Origin of the sequence: Bradyrhizobium guangdongense (genome assembly GCF_004114975.1) — a bacterium.
GTDB lineage: Bacteria > Pseudomonadota > Alphaproteobacteria > Rhizobiales > Xanthobacteraceae > Bradyrhizobium > Bradyrhizobium guangdongense.
This window is the reverse complement of the sequence record NZ_CP030051.1, coordinates 2,055,317-2,068,734: the sequence shown is the minus strand read 5'-3', so window position 1 is coordinate 2,068,734 and position 13,418 is coordinate 2,055,317. Positions and strand designations below refer to the sequence as shown.

Annotated in this window: 13 protein-coding genes; 10 read left to right on the top strand and 3 right to left on the bottom strand. The window is 65.3% G+C overall.

Annotated elements, in window-relative coordinates:
- Positions 1 to 93 precede the first annotated feature (93 nt).
- Positions 94 to 609 carry a GNAT family N-acetyltransferase gene (locus X265_RS09950; RefSeq protein ID WP_128964663.1) on the top strand — a complete coding sequence of 172 codons (516 nt, stop codon included), beginning with the start codon at positions 94 to 96 and terminating at the stop codon, positions 607 to 609.
- Between the two features lie 54 nt (positions 610 to 663).
- Here X265_RS09950 and X265_RS09945 read toward each other — a convergent pair whose 3' ends face one another.
- Both X265_RS09945 and X265_RS09940 read right to left on the bottom strand, forming a co-directional pair.
- Positions 664 to 924: a hypothetical protein gene (locus X265_RS09945; RefSeq protein ID WP_128964662.1), complete on the bottom strand. Its 261-nt coding sequence runs from the start codon at positions 922 to 924 to the stop codon at positions 664 to 666.
- The gene (locus X265_RS09940) at positions 921 to 1,706 is read right to left on the bottom strand and encodes a DUF899 domain-containing protein (RefSeq protein WP_128964661.1); all 786 of its coding nucleotides are present in this window, start codon (positions 1,704 to 1,706) and stop codon (positions 921 to 923) included. The genes X265_RS09945 and X265_RS09940 overlap by 4 nt, the downstream gene beginning before the upstream one ends.
- A gap of 99 nt (positions 1,707 to 1,805) precedes the next feature.
- On the opposite strand from X265_RS09940, the gene X265_RS09935 reads away from it, so the two are divergent.
- The 8 genes from X265_RS09935 to X265_RS09900 all read left to right on the top strand — a co-directional run bounded on the left by X265_RS09935 (position 1,806) and on the right by X265_RS09900 (position 11,571).
- A complete protein-coding gene (locus X265_RS09935) occupies positions 1,806 to 3,026 on the top strand; it encodes a helix-turn-helix domain-containing protein (protein WP_128964660.1) in 1,221 nt (406 codons plus the stop codon).
- An 85-nt stretch (positions 3,027 to 3,111) separates the two neighbouring features.
- Positions 3,112 to 3,750 carry a Vgb family protein gene (locus X265_RS09930; RefSeq protein WP_128964659.1) on the top strand — a complete coding sequence of 213 codons (639 nt, stop codon included), beginning with the start codon at positions 3,112 to 3,114 and terminating at the stop codon, positions 3,748 to 3,750.
- A 323-nt stretch (positions 3,751 to 4,073) separates the two neighbouring features.
- A complete protein-coding gene (locus X265_RS09925) occupies positions 4,074 to 5,639 on the top strand; it encodes a DUF4403 family protein (protein WP_128964658.1) in 1,566 nt (521 codons plus the stop codon).
- Positions 5,640 to 5,774: 135 nt separating this feature from the next.
- A complete protein-coding gene (locus X265_RS09920) occupies positions 5,775 to 6,884 on the top strand; it encodes an ABC transporter ATP-binding protein (RefSeq protein WP_128964657.1) in 1,110 nt (369 codons plus the stop codon).
- 49 nt (positions 6,885 to 6,933) lie between these two features.
- Positions 6,934 to 7,983, top strand: coding sequence for an ABC transporter substrate-binding protein (locus X265_RS09915; protein ID WP_128964656.1), 1,050 nt, complete (start codon positions 6,934 to 6,936; stop codon positions 7,981 to 7,983).
- Between the two features lie 85 nt (positions 7,984 to 8,068).
- Complete coding sequence (locus X265_RS09910; RefSeq protein WP_128964655.1) at positions 8,069 to 9,331, top strand: ABC transporter permease; 1,263 nt, start codon at positions 8,069 to 8,071, stop codon at positions 9,329 to 9,331.
- Positions 9,328 to 10,158, top strand: a complete 831-nt coding sequence (locus X265_RS09905) for an ABC transporter permease (RefSeq protein ID WP_164938495.1) — start codon at positions 9,328 to 9,330, stop codon at positions 10,156 to 10,158. The genes X265_RS09910 and X265_RS09905 overlap by 4 nt, the downstream gene beginning before the upstream one ends.
- A gap of 204 nt (positions 10,159 to 10,362) precedes the next feature.
- Complete coding sequence (locus X265_RS09900; RefSeq protein WP_128964654.1) at positions 10,363 to 11,571, top strand: ABC transporter substrate-binding protein; 1,209 nt, start codon at positions 10,363 to 10,365, stop codon at positions 11,569 to 11,571.
- 117 nt (positions 11,572 to 11,688) lie between these two features.
- On the opposite strand, the gene X265_RS09895 is transcribed toward X265_RS09900, so the two are convergent.
- The gene (locus X265_RS09895; RefSeq protein ID WP_128964653.1) at positions 11,689 to 12,222 is read right to left on the bottom strand and encodes a PRC-barrel domain-containing protein; all 534 of its coding nucleotides are present in this window, start codon (positions 12,220 to 12,222) and stop codon (positions 11,689 to 11,691) included.
- Between the two features lie 448 nt (positions 12,223 to 12,670).
- Here X265_RS09895 and X265_RS09890 point away from each other — a divergent pair, with 448 nt between their 5' ends.
- Entirely contained in the window at positions 12,671 to 13,411 is a 741-nt protein-coding gene (locus X265_RS09890) for a response regulator (protein WP_128964652.1), read from the top strand.
- The last annotated feature ends 7 nt before the right edge of the window (positions 13,412 to 13,418 follow it).

Sequence of the window (13,418 nt, the reverse complement as noted above, 5' to 3'; positions counted from 1 at the left end):
ATGTGTCTGTTGCGGTCCATGTACGAACAAAGCTTGCCTGGGCGCAACCCGCATGGTCAGTTCGTTCCGTGAGAGACAACAGGTTTGAGACCCGTGCCGCACGCCACTCTCGAGATCAGGCTGCTCACGCGCGCAGACGCGGCGATTTACCGGCGGATCAGGCTGGAAGCGCTCGCCGCGCATCCCGAGGCCTTCGCCAGCACCTTCGCGCGCGAACAGGAAAAGCCGCTCCCATGGTTCGAGGAGCGCCTCACCATCTCGGACGTTTTCGGCGCCTTCATCGCAGGTGAGCTCGTCGGCGTCGCCGGCTTCTGGCGGCAGGATGGTCTGCAGACCATGCACAAGGCCGATCTGTGGGGCATGTATGTGCGATCATCGGCGGGGAGATCAGGCGTCGGCCGGCGTCTCGTCGACACCGTGGTTGCCCATGCCGCAAAGCACGTCGAAAAGCTCCAACTGTCCGTTGCGAGCCAGAACGAACCGGCGCTCCGCCTCTATAGGGCCGCCGGCTTCGTCGAATATGGCCGCGAGGTGAAGGCGCTGAAGCAGAACGGCCGATATTTCGATGAAGTCCTGATGAAAATGTTCGTCGACGGAAGCGGCAAATAGCGAAGACGGCCCACGCGAGACGAGCGCCGTCTTCGAGTTCTGCCGGTCTCCTGTTTACGCCCGCCGCCCGGGGATCAGCCGCAGCCACGCCGCCGAGTGAAACGCGCTCATCAGGAGATACATCGGCACCATCCCGTCCATCGACAGCCCGTGTCCGGCGTTGCAGAGCATGTCCGCCGAGCCGCCGCTGAAGACGGCTGTCAACACGGCCATCACCGCGAAGGTCGGCGTGGCCGCCAGACCCAGCCATCGGACGAGATGGGATGCGGCCTCGCGGCCATCGCGGCCGACGCCGGCGGGATGGACGTCGCTCACTGCGCACCCGGCGTGCGGAGCGCGATCTCGCCGGCATCCGAGACCTCGACCCACTTCTTGTCGGGCGCCGCGCCATCCTCGTAGCTGTCGTGCCAGTTCCACCATTTGTAGGTCGGCGTCTGCGGATAGCCGGAGGGCGAATCCTCCCAGACCTCCTGGCGGCCGAGCGGTGTGATGTCGAGATAGTTCCAGGTGCCGCCCATCTGCTCGTCGCCGCGGCTCTTGATCAGATAGGTGCGGAAAATACGCTCCCCATCGCGGAAGAAGACGTTGGTGCCGTGCCACTCGCCGACGCCGAAATCGGCATCGAAACTGTCGGTGATGGTGACCCATGGCATGGTCCAGCCCATCCGCGCCTTCAGCCGTGCGATGTCCGCCTGCGGCGCCCGCGAGGCGAACATCAGCGTGGTGTCGCGGGCGTTCAGATGCGAGACATGGGCGACCTGGTCGGCCACCATGGAGCAGCCGCGGCAGGCATGGTCGGGCCAGCCGAACACGCCGGGCTCGAAGAAGGCGCGGTAAACGATCAGCTGGCGCCGGCCCAGGAACAGATCGAGCAGACTGGCCTTGCCCGAGGGCGTCTCGAATGCGTAGGTTTTGTCCACGGCCATCCACGGCATGCGCCGGCGTTCGGCGGCGAGGGCGTCGCGGGCGCGGGTATGCGCCTTTTCCTTCACGAGCAGCTGCTGGCGGGCTGCTTCCCACTCCTGCGCCGACACCACCGGCGGTGTTTGCATGGCAATCTGTCCATTGGTCGCTGCTTTGTTGACTGAATTCATCATGGCTCTCCAGATCTCTCGCTTACCGCCCATTGTCGGCCGCTGGCGATTTCTGGCACCAAGCGGTGGCGCGGTGGGAGTAACAAGTGTGGCGGGATTTTCATGGAGTCGCTGATCATTGCCGCCGCGCGTGCGCTGGAGGCCGGCGATCCGCTCGGCGCCCTCAACCGCGTCGCCTTGCGCAATGACGCACCCTCGCTGGCGCTGCGCGGCATCGCGATGGCGCAGCTCGGCGATCTCGCCAAAGCCAAGACGCTGCTGCGGAGCGCCGCGCGCGCCTTCGGTCCGCGGGAAGCCGTCGCGCGCGCCAGATGCGTGGTCGCCGAGGCCGAGATCGCGCTGGTCTCGCGCGAGCTGAACTGGCCGCCCAAGGCGCTCGCGGCCGCGCGGACGACGCTCGCAAGCCACGGCGATCTCGCCAATGCCGCGCATGCCGGCCATATCGAAGCGCGCCGCCTGCTCCTGCTCGGCCGGATCGACGAGGCCGAGCGCACGCTGGCCGAGATCGGCGCCGCCCCGCTCCCGCCCGCGTCTCTCGTCGTCCGCGAGCTGGTCCTCGCCGGCATCGCGATCAGGCGGCTGAAGACACAGGAGGCGCGCGCCGCACTCGACCGCGCAGGCAAGGCCGCGCGACAGGCCGGCATCGCAGCACTCGTCGCCGAGGTCGAGAGCGCGAACCTGATCCTGAACACGCCGGCCGCGCGCCTGATCGCGCGCGGCAGCGAGCACCCCCTGCTGCTCGGCGAGGTCGAGCGGCTGGCGACCTCGACCGCGCTCGTCGTCGACACCTTCCATCATGTCGTGCGCAAGCAAGGCGTTGCCATATCGCTGGGCACGCGGCCCGTGCTGTTCGCGCTCGCCCGCCTGCTGGCCCAGGCCTGGCCCGCCGATGTCTCGCGCGAGGCATTGATAGCGGGTGCGTTTCAGGCGAGGCACGCCGATGAATCCCACCGCGCGCGCTTGCGCGTCGAGATCGGGCGGCTCCGCACCCAGCTCGAGCCGCTCGCCAAGATCAGCGCGACCAAGCAGGGGTTTGAGCTCGCGCCGCGCAAGACAAACGACGTCCTGGTGCTGGCCCGCCCGGTCGAGGAGAAGCACGCCGCCGTGCTCGCCATTCTCGCCGATGGCGAGCCGTGGTCGAGCTCGGCGCTCGCGCTCGCGCTTCAAATGAGCGCACGCTCGGTGCAGCGGGCTCTCGACGAGCTGGCGCGATCGAACAAGGTTCAGTCATTCGGACACGGCCGCGCGCGGCGCTGGATGACCCCGCCCGTGCCGGGATTCCCGACAGGCTTGTTACTCCCCACGCCGCTGCTGAAGGCGTAGGCTAAAGCATGATCCGGAAAAGTGCGCAGCGGTTTTCCGAGAAGATCATGCGCAAGCAATGAAGTCGCATCACAGGATCGAGCAGATGAAGCGTTCCGCGGCAGAGATCGTCACCGAGTACGGGCCCTTCCCCGGCGTCGAGGCCGTGCATGGCGTCAGCTATGACGGCACCCATCTCTGGTTCGCATCGGGCGACAGGCTGAACGCCGTCGACCCCGCGAACGGCAAGATCGCGCGCTCGCTCGACGTCGCCGCACATGCGGGCACGGCGTTCGACGGCCGGCACCTGTTCCAGATCGCGGAGGATCGCATCCAGAAGATCGACGCGGCAAGCGGCGCCGTCATCGGCACGATCCCCGCCCCCGGTGGAGGCGGCGACTCCGGATTGGCCTGGGCCGAAGGCTCGCTCTGGGTCGGGCAATATCGCGACCGCAGGATCCATCAGATCGATCCCGACACCGGCAAGATTCTCCGCACCATCGAGAGCAAGCGTTTCGTGACGGGGGTGACCTGGGTCGACGGCGAGCTCTGGCATGGCACCTGGGAAGGCGAGGACAGCGACATCAGGCGAATCGATCCTGACACGGGCAAAGTGCTGGAGCAGCTCGATATGCCTGAGGGCACGATGGTTTCAGGGCTGGAATCCGACGGCGGCGATCGCCTGTTCTGCGGCGGCGGCGCTTCCGGCAAGGTGAGAGCGGTGCGGCGCCCGAAGCGCAGGTAGTTTCACCTCTCCCGTAGGGAGAGGTCGGATCGCATCGAAAGATGCGATCCGGGTGAGGGGTTATGGTCTCACCGGCCCCTCACCCGGATTGCTCGCGCGCGCAACTGCGCGCCATAGCAATCCGACCTCTCCCCTCCGGGGAGAGGTGAACCCGGAATGGCCGACCGAGCCAATCTCATTGTGTCCAGATGCGCGACGACCGTGGCGCGGCAACGGTGCGCCACAGCCGTTAACACCTTCGCCGCAATTCCACCCCATCGGTACGCTCTAGCGCCCTGCTCGCCAGCCCTGTAAAATCCGTGCCGGGGCGGCTTGGGGGATTGATGCGTCTGACGCTGAACTTGAAGACTGTGCTGATCGCCGTTGCGGTGCTCGCGGCGTCGTTTTTCATCAGCCTGAAGGTGATGGACTTCCTGTCGCCGCGCGCGACCAATTCGGCGCCGCCGGTTGCGGAGCTGCCGCCGCTGCCGCCCGCGTCGAAAAGCTCGATCGTGGTGGCGCCGGTGGCGATCGCACTGTCGGCGATCCGGGAGCAGGCCGAGAAGGCCGCACCGCGCAATTTTGCCGGCAAGGCCGAGAACCCGATCTCGCAGATCCTGGAAAATGCCGATATCGGCTGGACCGCCGCCCGCGGGCCGATGGCGGCGACCGGCGACAAGGACGTGCTGACGCTGTCGACGCCGATCACCGGCAAGCTGAACGTGACGGGATCGTTGTCATCCAAAGCCACCGGCGCGCTCGGCGATGCGCTGAGCAGCGTGCTCGGCGGCGACGCGGCGAAACGGATCGGCGCGGTCAACATCAAGAATCTGAATGCCAGCGCCGAGATCAAGGGCAACGTGGTCGTCACCTCGCGCCCCAAGCTGGCGGCCGCCTGGCATCTCGAGCCCAATCTCGGCGCACAGGTCAATCTCGGCGACACCAACGTCAATGTCGCCGGCGCCAAGGTCAACGTGCCCGCGCAAGTGAAGCCGCTGATCGACAAGACGGTCGGCGATCAGCTCAACATCGTCGCCGAGCGCATCCGCAACGATCCCAGCCTGCGCGAGAACGCGAAGCTGCAATGGGCCAAGGCCTGCCGCTCGATCCCGCTGCAAGGCGGTGCGTCGACAGCGCTGCCCCCGCTCTGGCTCGAGATGAAGCCGACCCGCGCCATCGCGGCGCAGCCGCGCGTCGACGCCCAGGCCGTGACGCTGCTGCTCGGCCTCGAGGCCGAGACGCGCGTGACCTCGACGCCGACCAAGCCGGACTGCCCGTTCCCCGACAAGATCTCGATCGTGCCGCCGACCGGCACCGGCGTAAATATCGGCGTTCCCATCGACGTGCCCTTCACCGAGATCAACAAGCTGATCGCGGCGCAAATGGTCGGCCACACCTATCCCGAGGACGGCTCCGGTCCGGTCGAAGTCACCGTGAAGAGCGTCAACGTGGTCCCGTCGGGCGAGCGGCTGCTGATCTCGCTGCTGGTGCGTGCCAAGGAAAAGAAGAGCTGGCTCGGGCTCGGCGCCGAGGCCACCGTGCACATCTGGGGCCGGCCGATGCTCGACCAGGAGCAGCAGACGCTGCGGCTCGCCGACATCCAGCTCGCGGTGGAGTCCGAGGCGGCGTTCGGCCTGCTCGGCGCCGCAGCCCGCGCGGTGGTGCCGCAGATGCAGCAGGCGCTGGTACGGAAGGCGACACTCGATTTGAAGCCGATCGCCGCCAACGCGCGCGAAAAGATCGCAGCCGCGATCGCCGACTACCAGAAGAGCGAGGACGGCCTCAAGGTCGACGCGAATATCAGCAGCCTCACGCTGGCCGACATCGCCTTCGATTCCAAGACGCTGCGCGTGGTCGCGGAGGCTGGCGGCACACTGAACGTATACGTGACCAAGCTGTCGGGGATGTAGCGCGCTGTCATGCACGAAATCCGCGCAGTCTCTTGTGGCTTGCGCTGCTGGCATTCTCGTTGCAGGCTGCTAAGCTGATCGTCGCAACCTCCAACGAGGTGCCGACGGCATCGTAGGGGACACAGCGAGGACAACATGGAAGCCGGCATGGTCACGCCTGCGCCGGCATTGGTGCGCTTTTCCGGCATTCAGAAGACCTATGATGGCGAGCACCTCGTGGTGAAGAACCTCGATCTCGACATCAGGAAGGGCGAGTTCATCACCCTGCTCGGCCCGTCGGGCTCGGGCAAGACCACCACGCTGATGATGCTGGCCGGATTCGAGGTTCCGACCCAGGGCGAGATCTACCTCGCGGAGCGTCCGATCAAGAACATGCCGCCGCACAAGCGCGACATCGGCATGGTGTTCCAGAACTACGCCCTGTTTCCGCACCTGACGATCGAGGAGAACGTCGCCTTCCCGCTGTCCGTTCGCAAGACGAGCAAGGCGGAAACGCAGGAGCGCGTCAAGGCGGCGTTGCGAATGATCAAGATGGAGACCCTGGCGCAGCGGCGGCCCGGACAGCTGTCAGGCGGCCAGCAGCAACGTGTGGCGCTGGCCCGCGCGCTGGTCTTCAACCCGCAAATCGTGCTGATGGACGAGCCGCTGGGCGCCCTCGACAAGCGCCTGCGCGAGCAGATGCAGCTCGAGATCAAGCAGCTGCACGAGACCATGGGCATCACGATCGTCTACGTCACCCACGACCAGAGCGAAGCGCTCACCATGTCGGATCGCATCGCCGTGTTCAACGACGGTATCGTGCAGCAGGTCGACAGGCCCGACGCACTGTACGAGCGTCCGGTGAACAGCTTCGTCGCCAATTTCGTCGGCGAGAACAACGTGCTCTCAGGCACCGTGGAGACAGTCGACAAGGATTATTGCCGCGTCGCGCTGGCGGCCGGCGGCACCGTCACGGCGCGGGCGGCCAATGTAGCGGGCGCGGGCGCGGCGACATCCCTGTCGGTGCGGCCGGAGCGGATCGCCATCATCGCGGATGGCAACGCCAGCGACGGTCCGAACCGGCTGCCGGCCAAGGTGCAGAGCACGATCTATCTCGGCGATCACGCACTGGCCGTGCTCGATGTCGCCGGGAATGCCGAATTCATGGTCAAGCTCCAGCCGGGAGCGCATGACAGCCTGAAGCACGGCGCGAGCGTCTCCATCACTTTCCGCCCCGAGGACTGCCTGGCCCTCGACCCCGCCTGATCCGATCGATCAACCTCAACGCAATGCACATGAAGAAGGAACAACGACCATGCTGAAGCGCAACATTGCTCTGGGTTTCGCCGCGGCGTTCAGCGCCAGCGCTGCGCTGATTACGGTGGCGCAGGCGCGTGACCTCACTGTCGTGTCGTGGGGCGGCGCGTATCAGGAGGCCCAGAAGAAGGTCTATTTCGAGCCGTTCAAGAAAGCGACCGGCATCGCCATGAACGACGAGTCCTGGGACGGCGGCATCGGCGTGCTGCGCGCCAAGGTGCAGGGTGGCGCCGCCACCTGGGACGTCGTCCAGGTCGAGAGCGACGAGCTCGCGGTCGGTTGCGACGAAGGCCTGTTCGAGAAGATGGATTATTCCAAGATCGGCGGCGAAGGCGCCTATATCCCGCCGTCGGTCAATCCTTGCGGCGTCGGCGCTATCCTCTACGATTTCGTGCTCGGCTACGACAAGGACAAGCTGAAGGACGTCCCCAAAGGCTGGGCCGACTTCTTCGACACCAAGAAGATTCCGGGCAAGCGCGCCTTGCGCCAGGGCCCGAAGACCACGCTCGAAATCGCGCTGATGGCCGACGGCGTCGCGCCGAAGGACGTCTACAAGGTGCTGGCGACCGACGAGGGCGTCGAGCGCGCCTTCAAGAAGCTCGACACCATCAAGAACGATATCGTCTGGTGGAAGGCCGGCGCCCAGCCCCCGCAACTGCTCGCCTCCGGCGAGGTGGTGATGACATCGGTCTACAATGGCCGCATCGACACCGCGAACAAGAACGAGAAGAAGAATTTCGGCATGGTGTGGGACGGCGCGCTGTTCACCCTCGACAGCTGGGTCATCCTGAAGGGCAGCCCGAACAAGGACGCGGCCTACAAGTTCCTGGACTTCGCCGGCAAGGCGGAGAACCAGGCAAAACTGTCGGAGAACATCGCTTACGGCACCTCGAACAAGGACGCGGCCGGCCTGTTGCAGCCCGCCGTCCTGAAGGACCTGCCGACCGCGCCTGACAACATCAAGAACGCGGTCGAGATCAACGTCGCCTTCTGGCTCGAGAACATCGACCGTCTGACCGAGCGCTTCAACAAATGGGCCGCGAAGTAACGCGCGATCAAATCGGTCTATGGCGCAGGCGGACGGGCGAGAGCCCTTCGCCTGTGCCCCGTCTCATACGCGAAGTAACCGCCCCATGACAGCAGCCTCCCTGACCGGCGCGGATGCCGAGACCAAGATGCCGCTCAAGCGGCGCCTGAAACAGGCCGAGCGTGCGCGGCAGATCAAGGCTCTGGCGCTGGTTCTGCCGCTTCTGCTGTTTCTGCTGTTCACCTTCGCCGGGCCCATCGCCGGCATGCTGTGGCGCGCGATCAATGACCCGGAGGTACGCCATGTGCTGCCTCAAACCATCACCGCGCTTGCCGAGTGGGACGGCAAGGATCTGCCGGACGAGAAGGCCTATGCGGCGCTGGCAAGCGACCTCCAGGCCGCGCGCGCCGCCGGCACCGTTGCCATCGCAGCCAAGCGGCTCAACTATGCCCTGAACGGTTTTCGCACCATCCTCACCAGCACGGCACGCAATCTGAAGACGCTGCCGGAGCCCGGCACGGCCAAGGAGACCTTGGGCAGGATCAACCCCGCCTGGCGCGACCGCACCACCTGGACCACGATCAAGAATGCGAGTGGCCCGGTGACCGGCTTCTACCTGCTGGCGGCGCTCGACCTCGTCAGGAACGCGGACGGCGCGATCGTCGCGGCCGCGCCGGATCAGGCGATCTACCGCGAAATTTTCGCGCGCACCTTCCTCATCAGCCTCGGCGTCACGGCCCTCTGCCTGATCCTGGGCTTTCCGGTCGCCTATCTGCTCGCTTCGTTGCCGCCCGGCCGGTCGAACCTGCTGATGATCTTCGTGCTGCTGCCGTTCTGGACCTCGCTGCTGGTCCGCACCTGCGCCTGGATCGTTCTGCTGCAGAGCAAGGGCGTGGTGAATGACGGCCTGCACTGGCTCGGCATCATCGACGAGCCGTTGCGGCTGATCTACAACCGCTTCGGCGTCTGCGTGGCCATGACCCACGTGCTGCTGCCCTTCATGATCCTGCCGCTGTACAGCAGCATGAAGGCGATCTCGCCGGCCTATATGCGCGCCGCCGCCTCGCTCGGTGCGCCGCCTCTCACCGCCTTCCTGCGCATCTATCTGCCGCAAACCCTGCCCGGCATCGGCGCCGGAAGCCTGCTCGTCTTCATCCTGGCGCTCGGCTACTACATCACGCCGGCCCTCGTCGGCGGCGCCGCCGACCAGATGATCAGCTATTTCATCGCGCTCTACACCACCGAAACAGCCAATTGGGGCCTTGCTTCGGCACTCGGGGCCGTACTGCTGCTGGCGACCGTCCTGCTCGCCCTCGTCTACGGCAAGCTGGTGCAGGGTCAGCAAGTCACCGGAGGGATGAAGAATTGAGCGACGCTCCTTCCCTCCGCACGCCGAGCCAGCGCATCGCCTGGACCACGACCATCGTGATTTCCGCGCTGGTGTTCATCTTCCTGATTGCGCCGATCCTTGCGATCATGCCGCTGTCCTTCAGCTCGGGCTCCTACCTCACCTATCCGCTGCCCGGCCTCTCCCTGCGCTGGTACGACGATTTCATCAATTCGCCGCGCTGGATGAACTCGCTGAAGAACAGCATGATCATTGGCGTCGCTTCGACGGCGTTGTCGATGGCGCTCGGCACGCTCGCAGCTCTTGGGCTGGCGCAGTGGAAGAGCCGGTTCAAACCGCTTGTGCTGGCGTTCGTGCTGTCGCCGGTCGTTGTGCCCGGCGTCATCACCGCGGTGGGCCTCTATTTCTTCTTCGCGCCGATTGGCCTCACCGGCAGCTATCTCGGCCTGATCCTGGCTCACACCGCGCTCGCGACGCCCTTCGTTGTCATCACTGTCGGCGCGACGCTGCAAAGCTTCGACACCAATCTCGCGCGCGCCGCCGCTTCGCTCGGCGCTTCGCCGCTTGAAGCGTTCCGCCGCGTGATCCTGCCGCTGATCCTGCCGGGGCTGGCGTCGGGTGCGCTGTTCGCCTTCGCAACCAGCTTCGACGAGGTGGTGATCGTATTGTTCATGGCCGGTCCCGAGCAGCGGACCTTGCCGCGCGAAATGTTCAGCGGCATCCGCGAGAATATCAGCCCGACCATCACGGCAGCCGCAGTGATCCTGACCACGGTCTCGGTCATCCTCCTCGCCACCCTGGAAGCCCTGCGCCGACGCAACGAGCGGCTCAAGGGTGGCGGAGGCTGATGATCCTCCGTCATTCCGGGGCGCGCATAGCGCGAACCCGGAATCCATCAGTCCGCATGAATGAATGGATTCCGGGCTCGCGCCCAGCGCCCCGGAATGACGATGATAACAGCATGCCTCCTCTGCTTTGCGATCCCGGCTGTTTGTCGCTAGAACAGCGCCGCAACAACACCCAAACAACAACACACAGGGAGAACAACAGCCATGCAGAAACTCATCGCCGCCGTCGCGGCAGGCCTTGCCCTCGCCGCCACGTCAGGCGCGGCGCAGGCGCAGATTTCCGACAATGTCGTCAAGCTCGGGGTGCTCACGGACATGTCGAGCCTGTATGCCGACGCGACCGGCAAGGGCTCGCTCGCCGCCGTCGAGATGGCCGTCGCCGATTACGGCGGCAAGGTTGCCGGCGTCCCGATCCAGGTCGTGTCCGCCGATCACCAGAACAAGCCCGATGTCGGCGTCAACATCGCCCGCAACTGGTACGACAACGAGAAGGTGGACGCGGTCCTCGACGTGCCGACCTCCTCGGTCGCGTTGCCGGTCTCGGCGCTGACGCGCGAGAAGAACAAGATCAACATCAATTCCGGCGGCGGCTCCTCCGACATCACCGGCACCGCCTGCTCGCCCAACACGGTGCACTGGACCTACGACACCTACGCGCTGTCGAATGTCGCCGGCAAGGCGATGGTGAAGCGCGGCGAGGACACCTGGTTCTTCGTCACCGCCGACTACGCCTTCGGCATGGCGCTCGAGCGTGATGCCGCCAACGTGGTCAAGGAGAGCGGCGGCAAGGTGCTCGGCGACGTTCGCCATCCGCTCAACTCGTCGGACTTCTCGTCCTTCCTGCTGCAGGCCCAGGCTTCAAAGGCCAAGGTGGTTGCGCTGGCGAATGCCGGCGGCGATACCACCAATGCGCTGAAGCAGGCGGCCGAGTTCGGCCTGACCCAAGGGGGTCAGAAGATGATCGCGCTGCTCATGGAAATCACCGACGTTCATTCGCTCGGGATCAAGGCGACGCAAGGGCTGATCATCACCGACGCCTTTTATTGGGACTCGAACGACGAGACCCGCGCCTTCTCCAAGCGATTCAACGAGAAGGTCGGCCACATGCCGACCATGATCCAGGCCGGACTTTATTCGGCGACGATGCACTATCTGAAGGCGATCGAAGCCATCAAGACCGACGAGGCGCCGAAGGTGATGGAGCAGATGCGCAAGACGCCGGTCAACGACTTCTTCGCCAAGAACGGCAAGATCCGCATCGACGGCCGCATGGTCCACGACATGCATCTGTTCGAGGTGAAGAAGCCGGAAGAATCCAAGGGGGAATGGGACCTCTACAAGCTGATCGCCACCGTCCCCGGCGACGAAGCCTTCCGCCCGCTCGACAAGGGCGGCTGTCCGCTGGTGAAGTGAGGCTCGCTCCATCCTCCGTCATTGCGGGCGCCGCGAAGCAATCCAGGCTCCTTCGCAATCGACAGCGCGCCCGGTGAAAACCGGGCGCGCTTCGTTTAGGCACTCACGCGATCCGCATTACTCCGAGTACTTGAACTCGGGCATGCTCTTCAGCTGGTCCTTGGTCGCATTGAACACGGCGTGGTCCGGATACCATTTCGACGAGGACGAGCTGGTCGTGGTCGCCGTCTTGTCGGTGCCGGTCGCGGCGCCGGTCGTCGTGGTCGCGGCGGGCTTGGCGTTCGGATTGGCCGGGTTCGCGCCGGTGCCGGTATAGGCCACGGCTTCGTTGACGAATTTCAGCTTCTCGTAGGGGACGGCGACGAGATGCTCGCCCATGCCGAGGAAGCCGCCGACGCCGATCACCGCGATCTTGACCGCGCCGCTCTTGTCCATCAGCAGATCGTTGATCGAGCCGATATTCTCGTTGGCCTCGTTATAGACCTTCACGCCTGCCATCTTCGAGGCGCGCCATTCGCCCGACGCGCTGGTCGTCGTCGCACTAGCCGCAGGCGCCGACTTGTCGGTGGTGGTGGTCGGATTTTGCGCGAACGCAACGGTCGCAAGCAGAGCCGTGCCGGCGAGGCCGGCGGCGATCGATTTCATCAACATTTTCGTCCTCTCCTTCAGCAGAAAACTCGTGCGGAAAGAACCCTTACGTGCAGCTGCAGTTCCTTGCGTGCGGCAATTTCGCTGCGCCATTGCGGCGCTGCAATGCGACGAAGGTTCCTGAGGCGAGGAACGTGCGGGGTGCACCGTTCCCCGCCGACGACCATGCGCCCTGGGATGAAGCACGATCGTGGCGAGGAACGCCGACCTGGCGTCGCCTCAGGTCAGCTCGTAAATCCGAAGGTCCCGATGCGCGCATCGCGCCATTGGCTCCGTAGGACGGATCCGGGCTGTCCCGGCCGAGCCGCTCGTAAGAAGTGTGGTTAACGGGCTTAACGAGATCTTGCCGTAGGAGTACCTGGTCGTTGCGTGGCGTTGCGGACCTGCCTATGGAAACAAATCGAAACAAAAATCTTCGCCTTTTGGCCCGAATCTTGGACAAACAAGGCTCATGGCCATCCCCTCTCCCAACATCCTGGTCGTCGAGGACGACCGCGAAACCCGGACGTTGATTGCGAAATATTTGCGCAACAACTCCTGCAACGTGACCGCTGTGAGCGACGGCCGCGAGATGTCGCGCGCCATGGCCGACCACCGCGTTGATCTCATCATTCTCGACGTCATGCTGCCCGGCGAGGACGGTCTCAGCCTGTGCCGCAAGGTGCGCTCGGAAGCGCAGACGCCGATCATCATGCTGACCGCGCGCGGCGAGGATGTCGACCGCATCGTCGGGCTCGAGATGGGCGCGGACGATTACCTGCCGAAACCGTTCAACCCGCGCGAGCTGCTCGCCCGCATCAACGCAGTGCTGCGGCGCCAGGCCTCGGCACAGGCCGCAAGCTCGATCGAGGGCGCCTCGACGCTGGCCTTCGACGGCTGGCACATCGATTTGCGCCTGCGCGAGCTGCGCAATCCGGAAGGCGCCCGCGTCGCCGTGACCAGCGCCGAGTTCGACCTGCTCAGGACGTTCTGCGAGCGGCCCGGCCGCGTGCTGTCGCGCGACAGCCTGCTCGACCTCACGCAAGGGCGCAACACCGGCTCGTTCGAGCGCTCCATCGACGTGCTGGTCAGCCGCATCCGGCGCAAGATCGAGCCCAATCCGGCCGATCCGTCCATGATCAAGACGGTGCGCTCCGGCGGTTACCTGTTTACGCCCCGAACGGAAGCGGTTACGACGCCCCTCGGCAACTGACGGGGCT

Bases quoted from the DNA above. Each gene is read 5' to 3' on its own strand.
- X265_RS09940 (WP_128964661.1), bottom strand. From the start codon at position 1,706: ATGATGAATTCAGTCAACAAAGCAGCGACCAATGGACAGATTGCCATG.
- X265_RS09935 (WP_128964660.1), top strand. From the start codon at position 1,806: ATGGAGTCGCTGATCATTGCCGCCGCGCGTGCGCTGGAGGCCGGCGAT.
- X265_RS09930 (WP_128964659.1), top strand. From the start codon at position 3,112: ATGAAGCGTTCCGCGGCAGAGATCGTCACCGAGTACGGGCCCTTCCCC.
- X265_RS09925 (WP_128964658.1), top strand. From the start codon at position 4,074: ATGCGTCTGACGCTGAACTTGAAGACTGTGCTGATCGCCGTTGCGGTG.
- X265_RS09920 (WP_128964657.1), top strand. From the start codon at position 5,775: ATGGAAGCCGGCATGGTCACGCCTGCGCCGGCATTGGTGCGCTTTTCC.
- X265_RS09915 (WP_128964656.1), top strand. From the start codon at position 6,934: ATGCTGAAGCGCAACATTGCTCTGGGTTTCGCCGCGGCGTTCAGCGCC.
- X265_RS09910 (WP_128964655.1), top strand. From the start codon at position 8,069: ATGACAGCAGCCTCCCTGACCGGCGCGGATGCCGAGACCAAGATGCCG.
- X265_RS09900 (WP_128964654.1), top strand. From the start codon at position 10,363: ATGCAGAAACTCATCGCCGCCGTCGCGGCAGGCCTTGCCCTCGCCGCC.
- X265_RS09895 (WP_128964653.1), bottom strand. From the start codon at position 12,222: ATGTTGATGAAATCGATCGCCGCCGGCCTCGCCGGCACGGCTCTGCTT.
- X265_RS09890 (WP_128964652.1), top strand. From the start codon at position 12,671: ATGGCCATCCCCTCTCCCAACATCCTGGTCGTCGAGGACGACCGCGAA.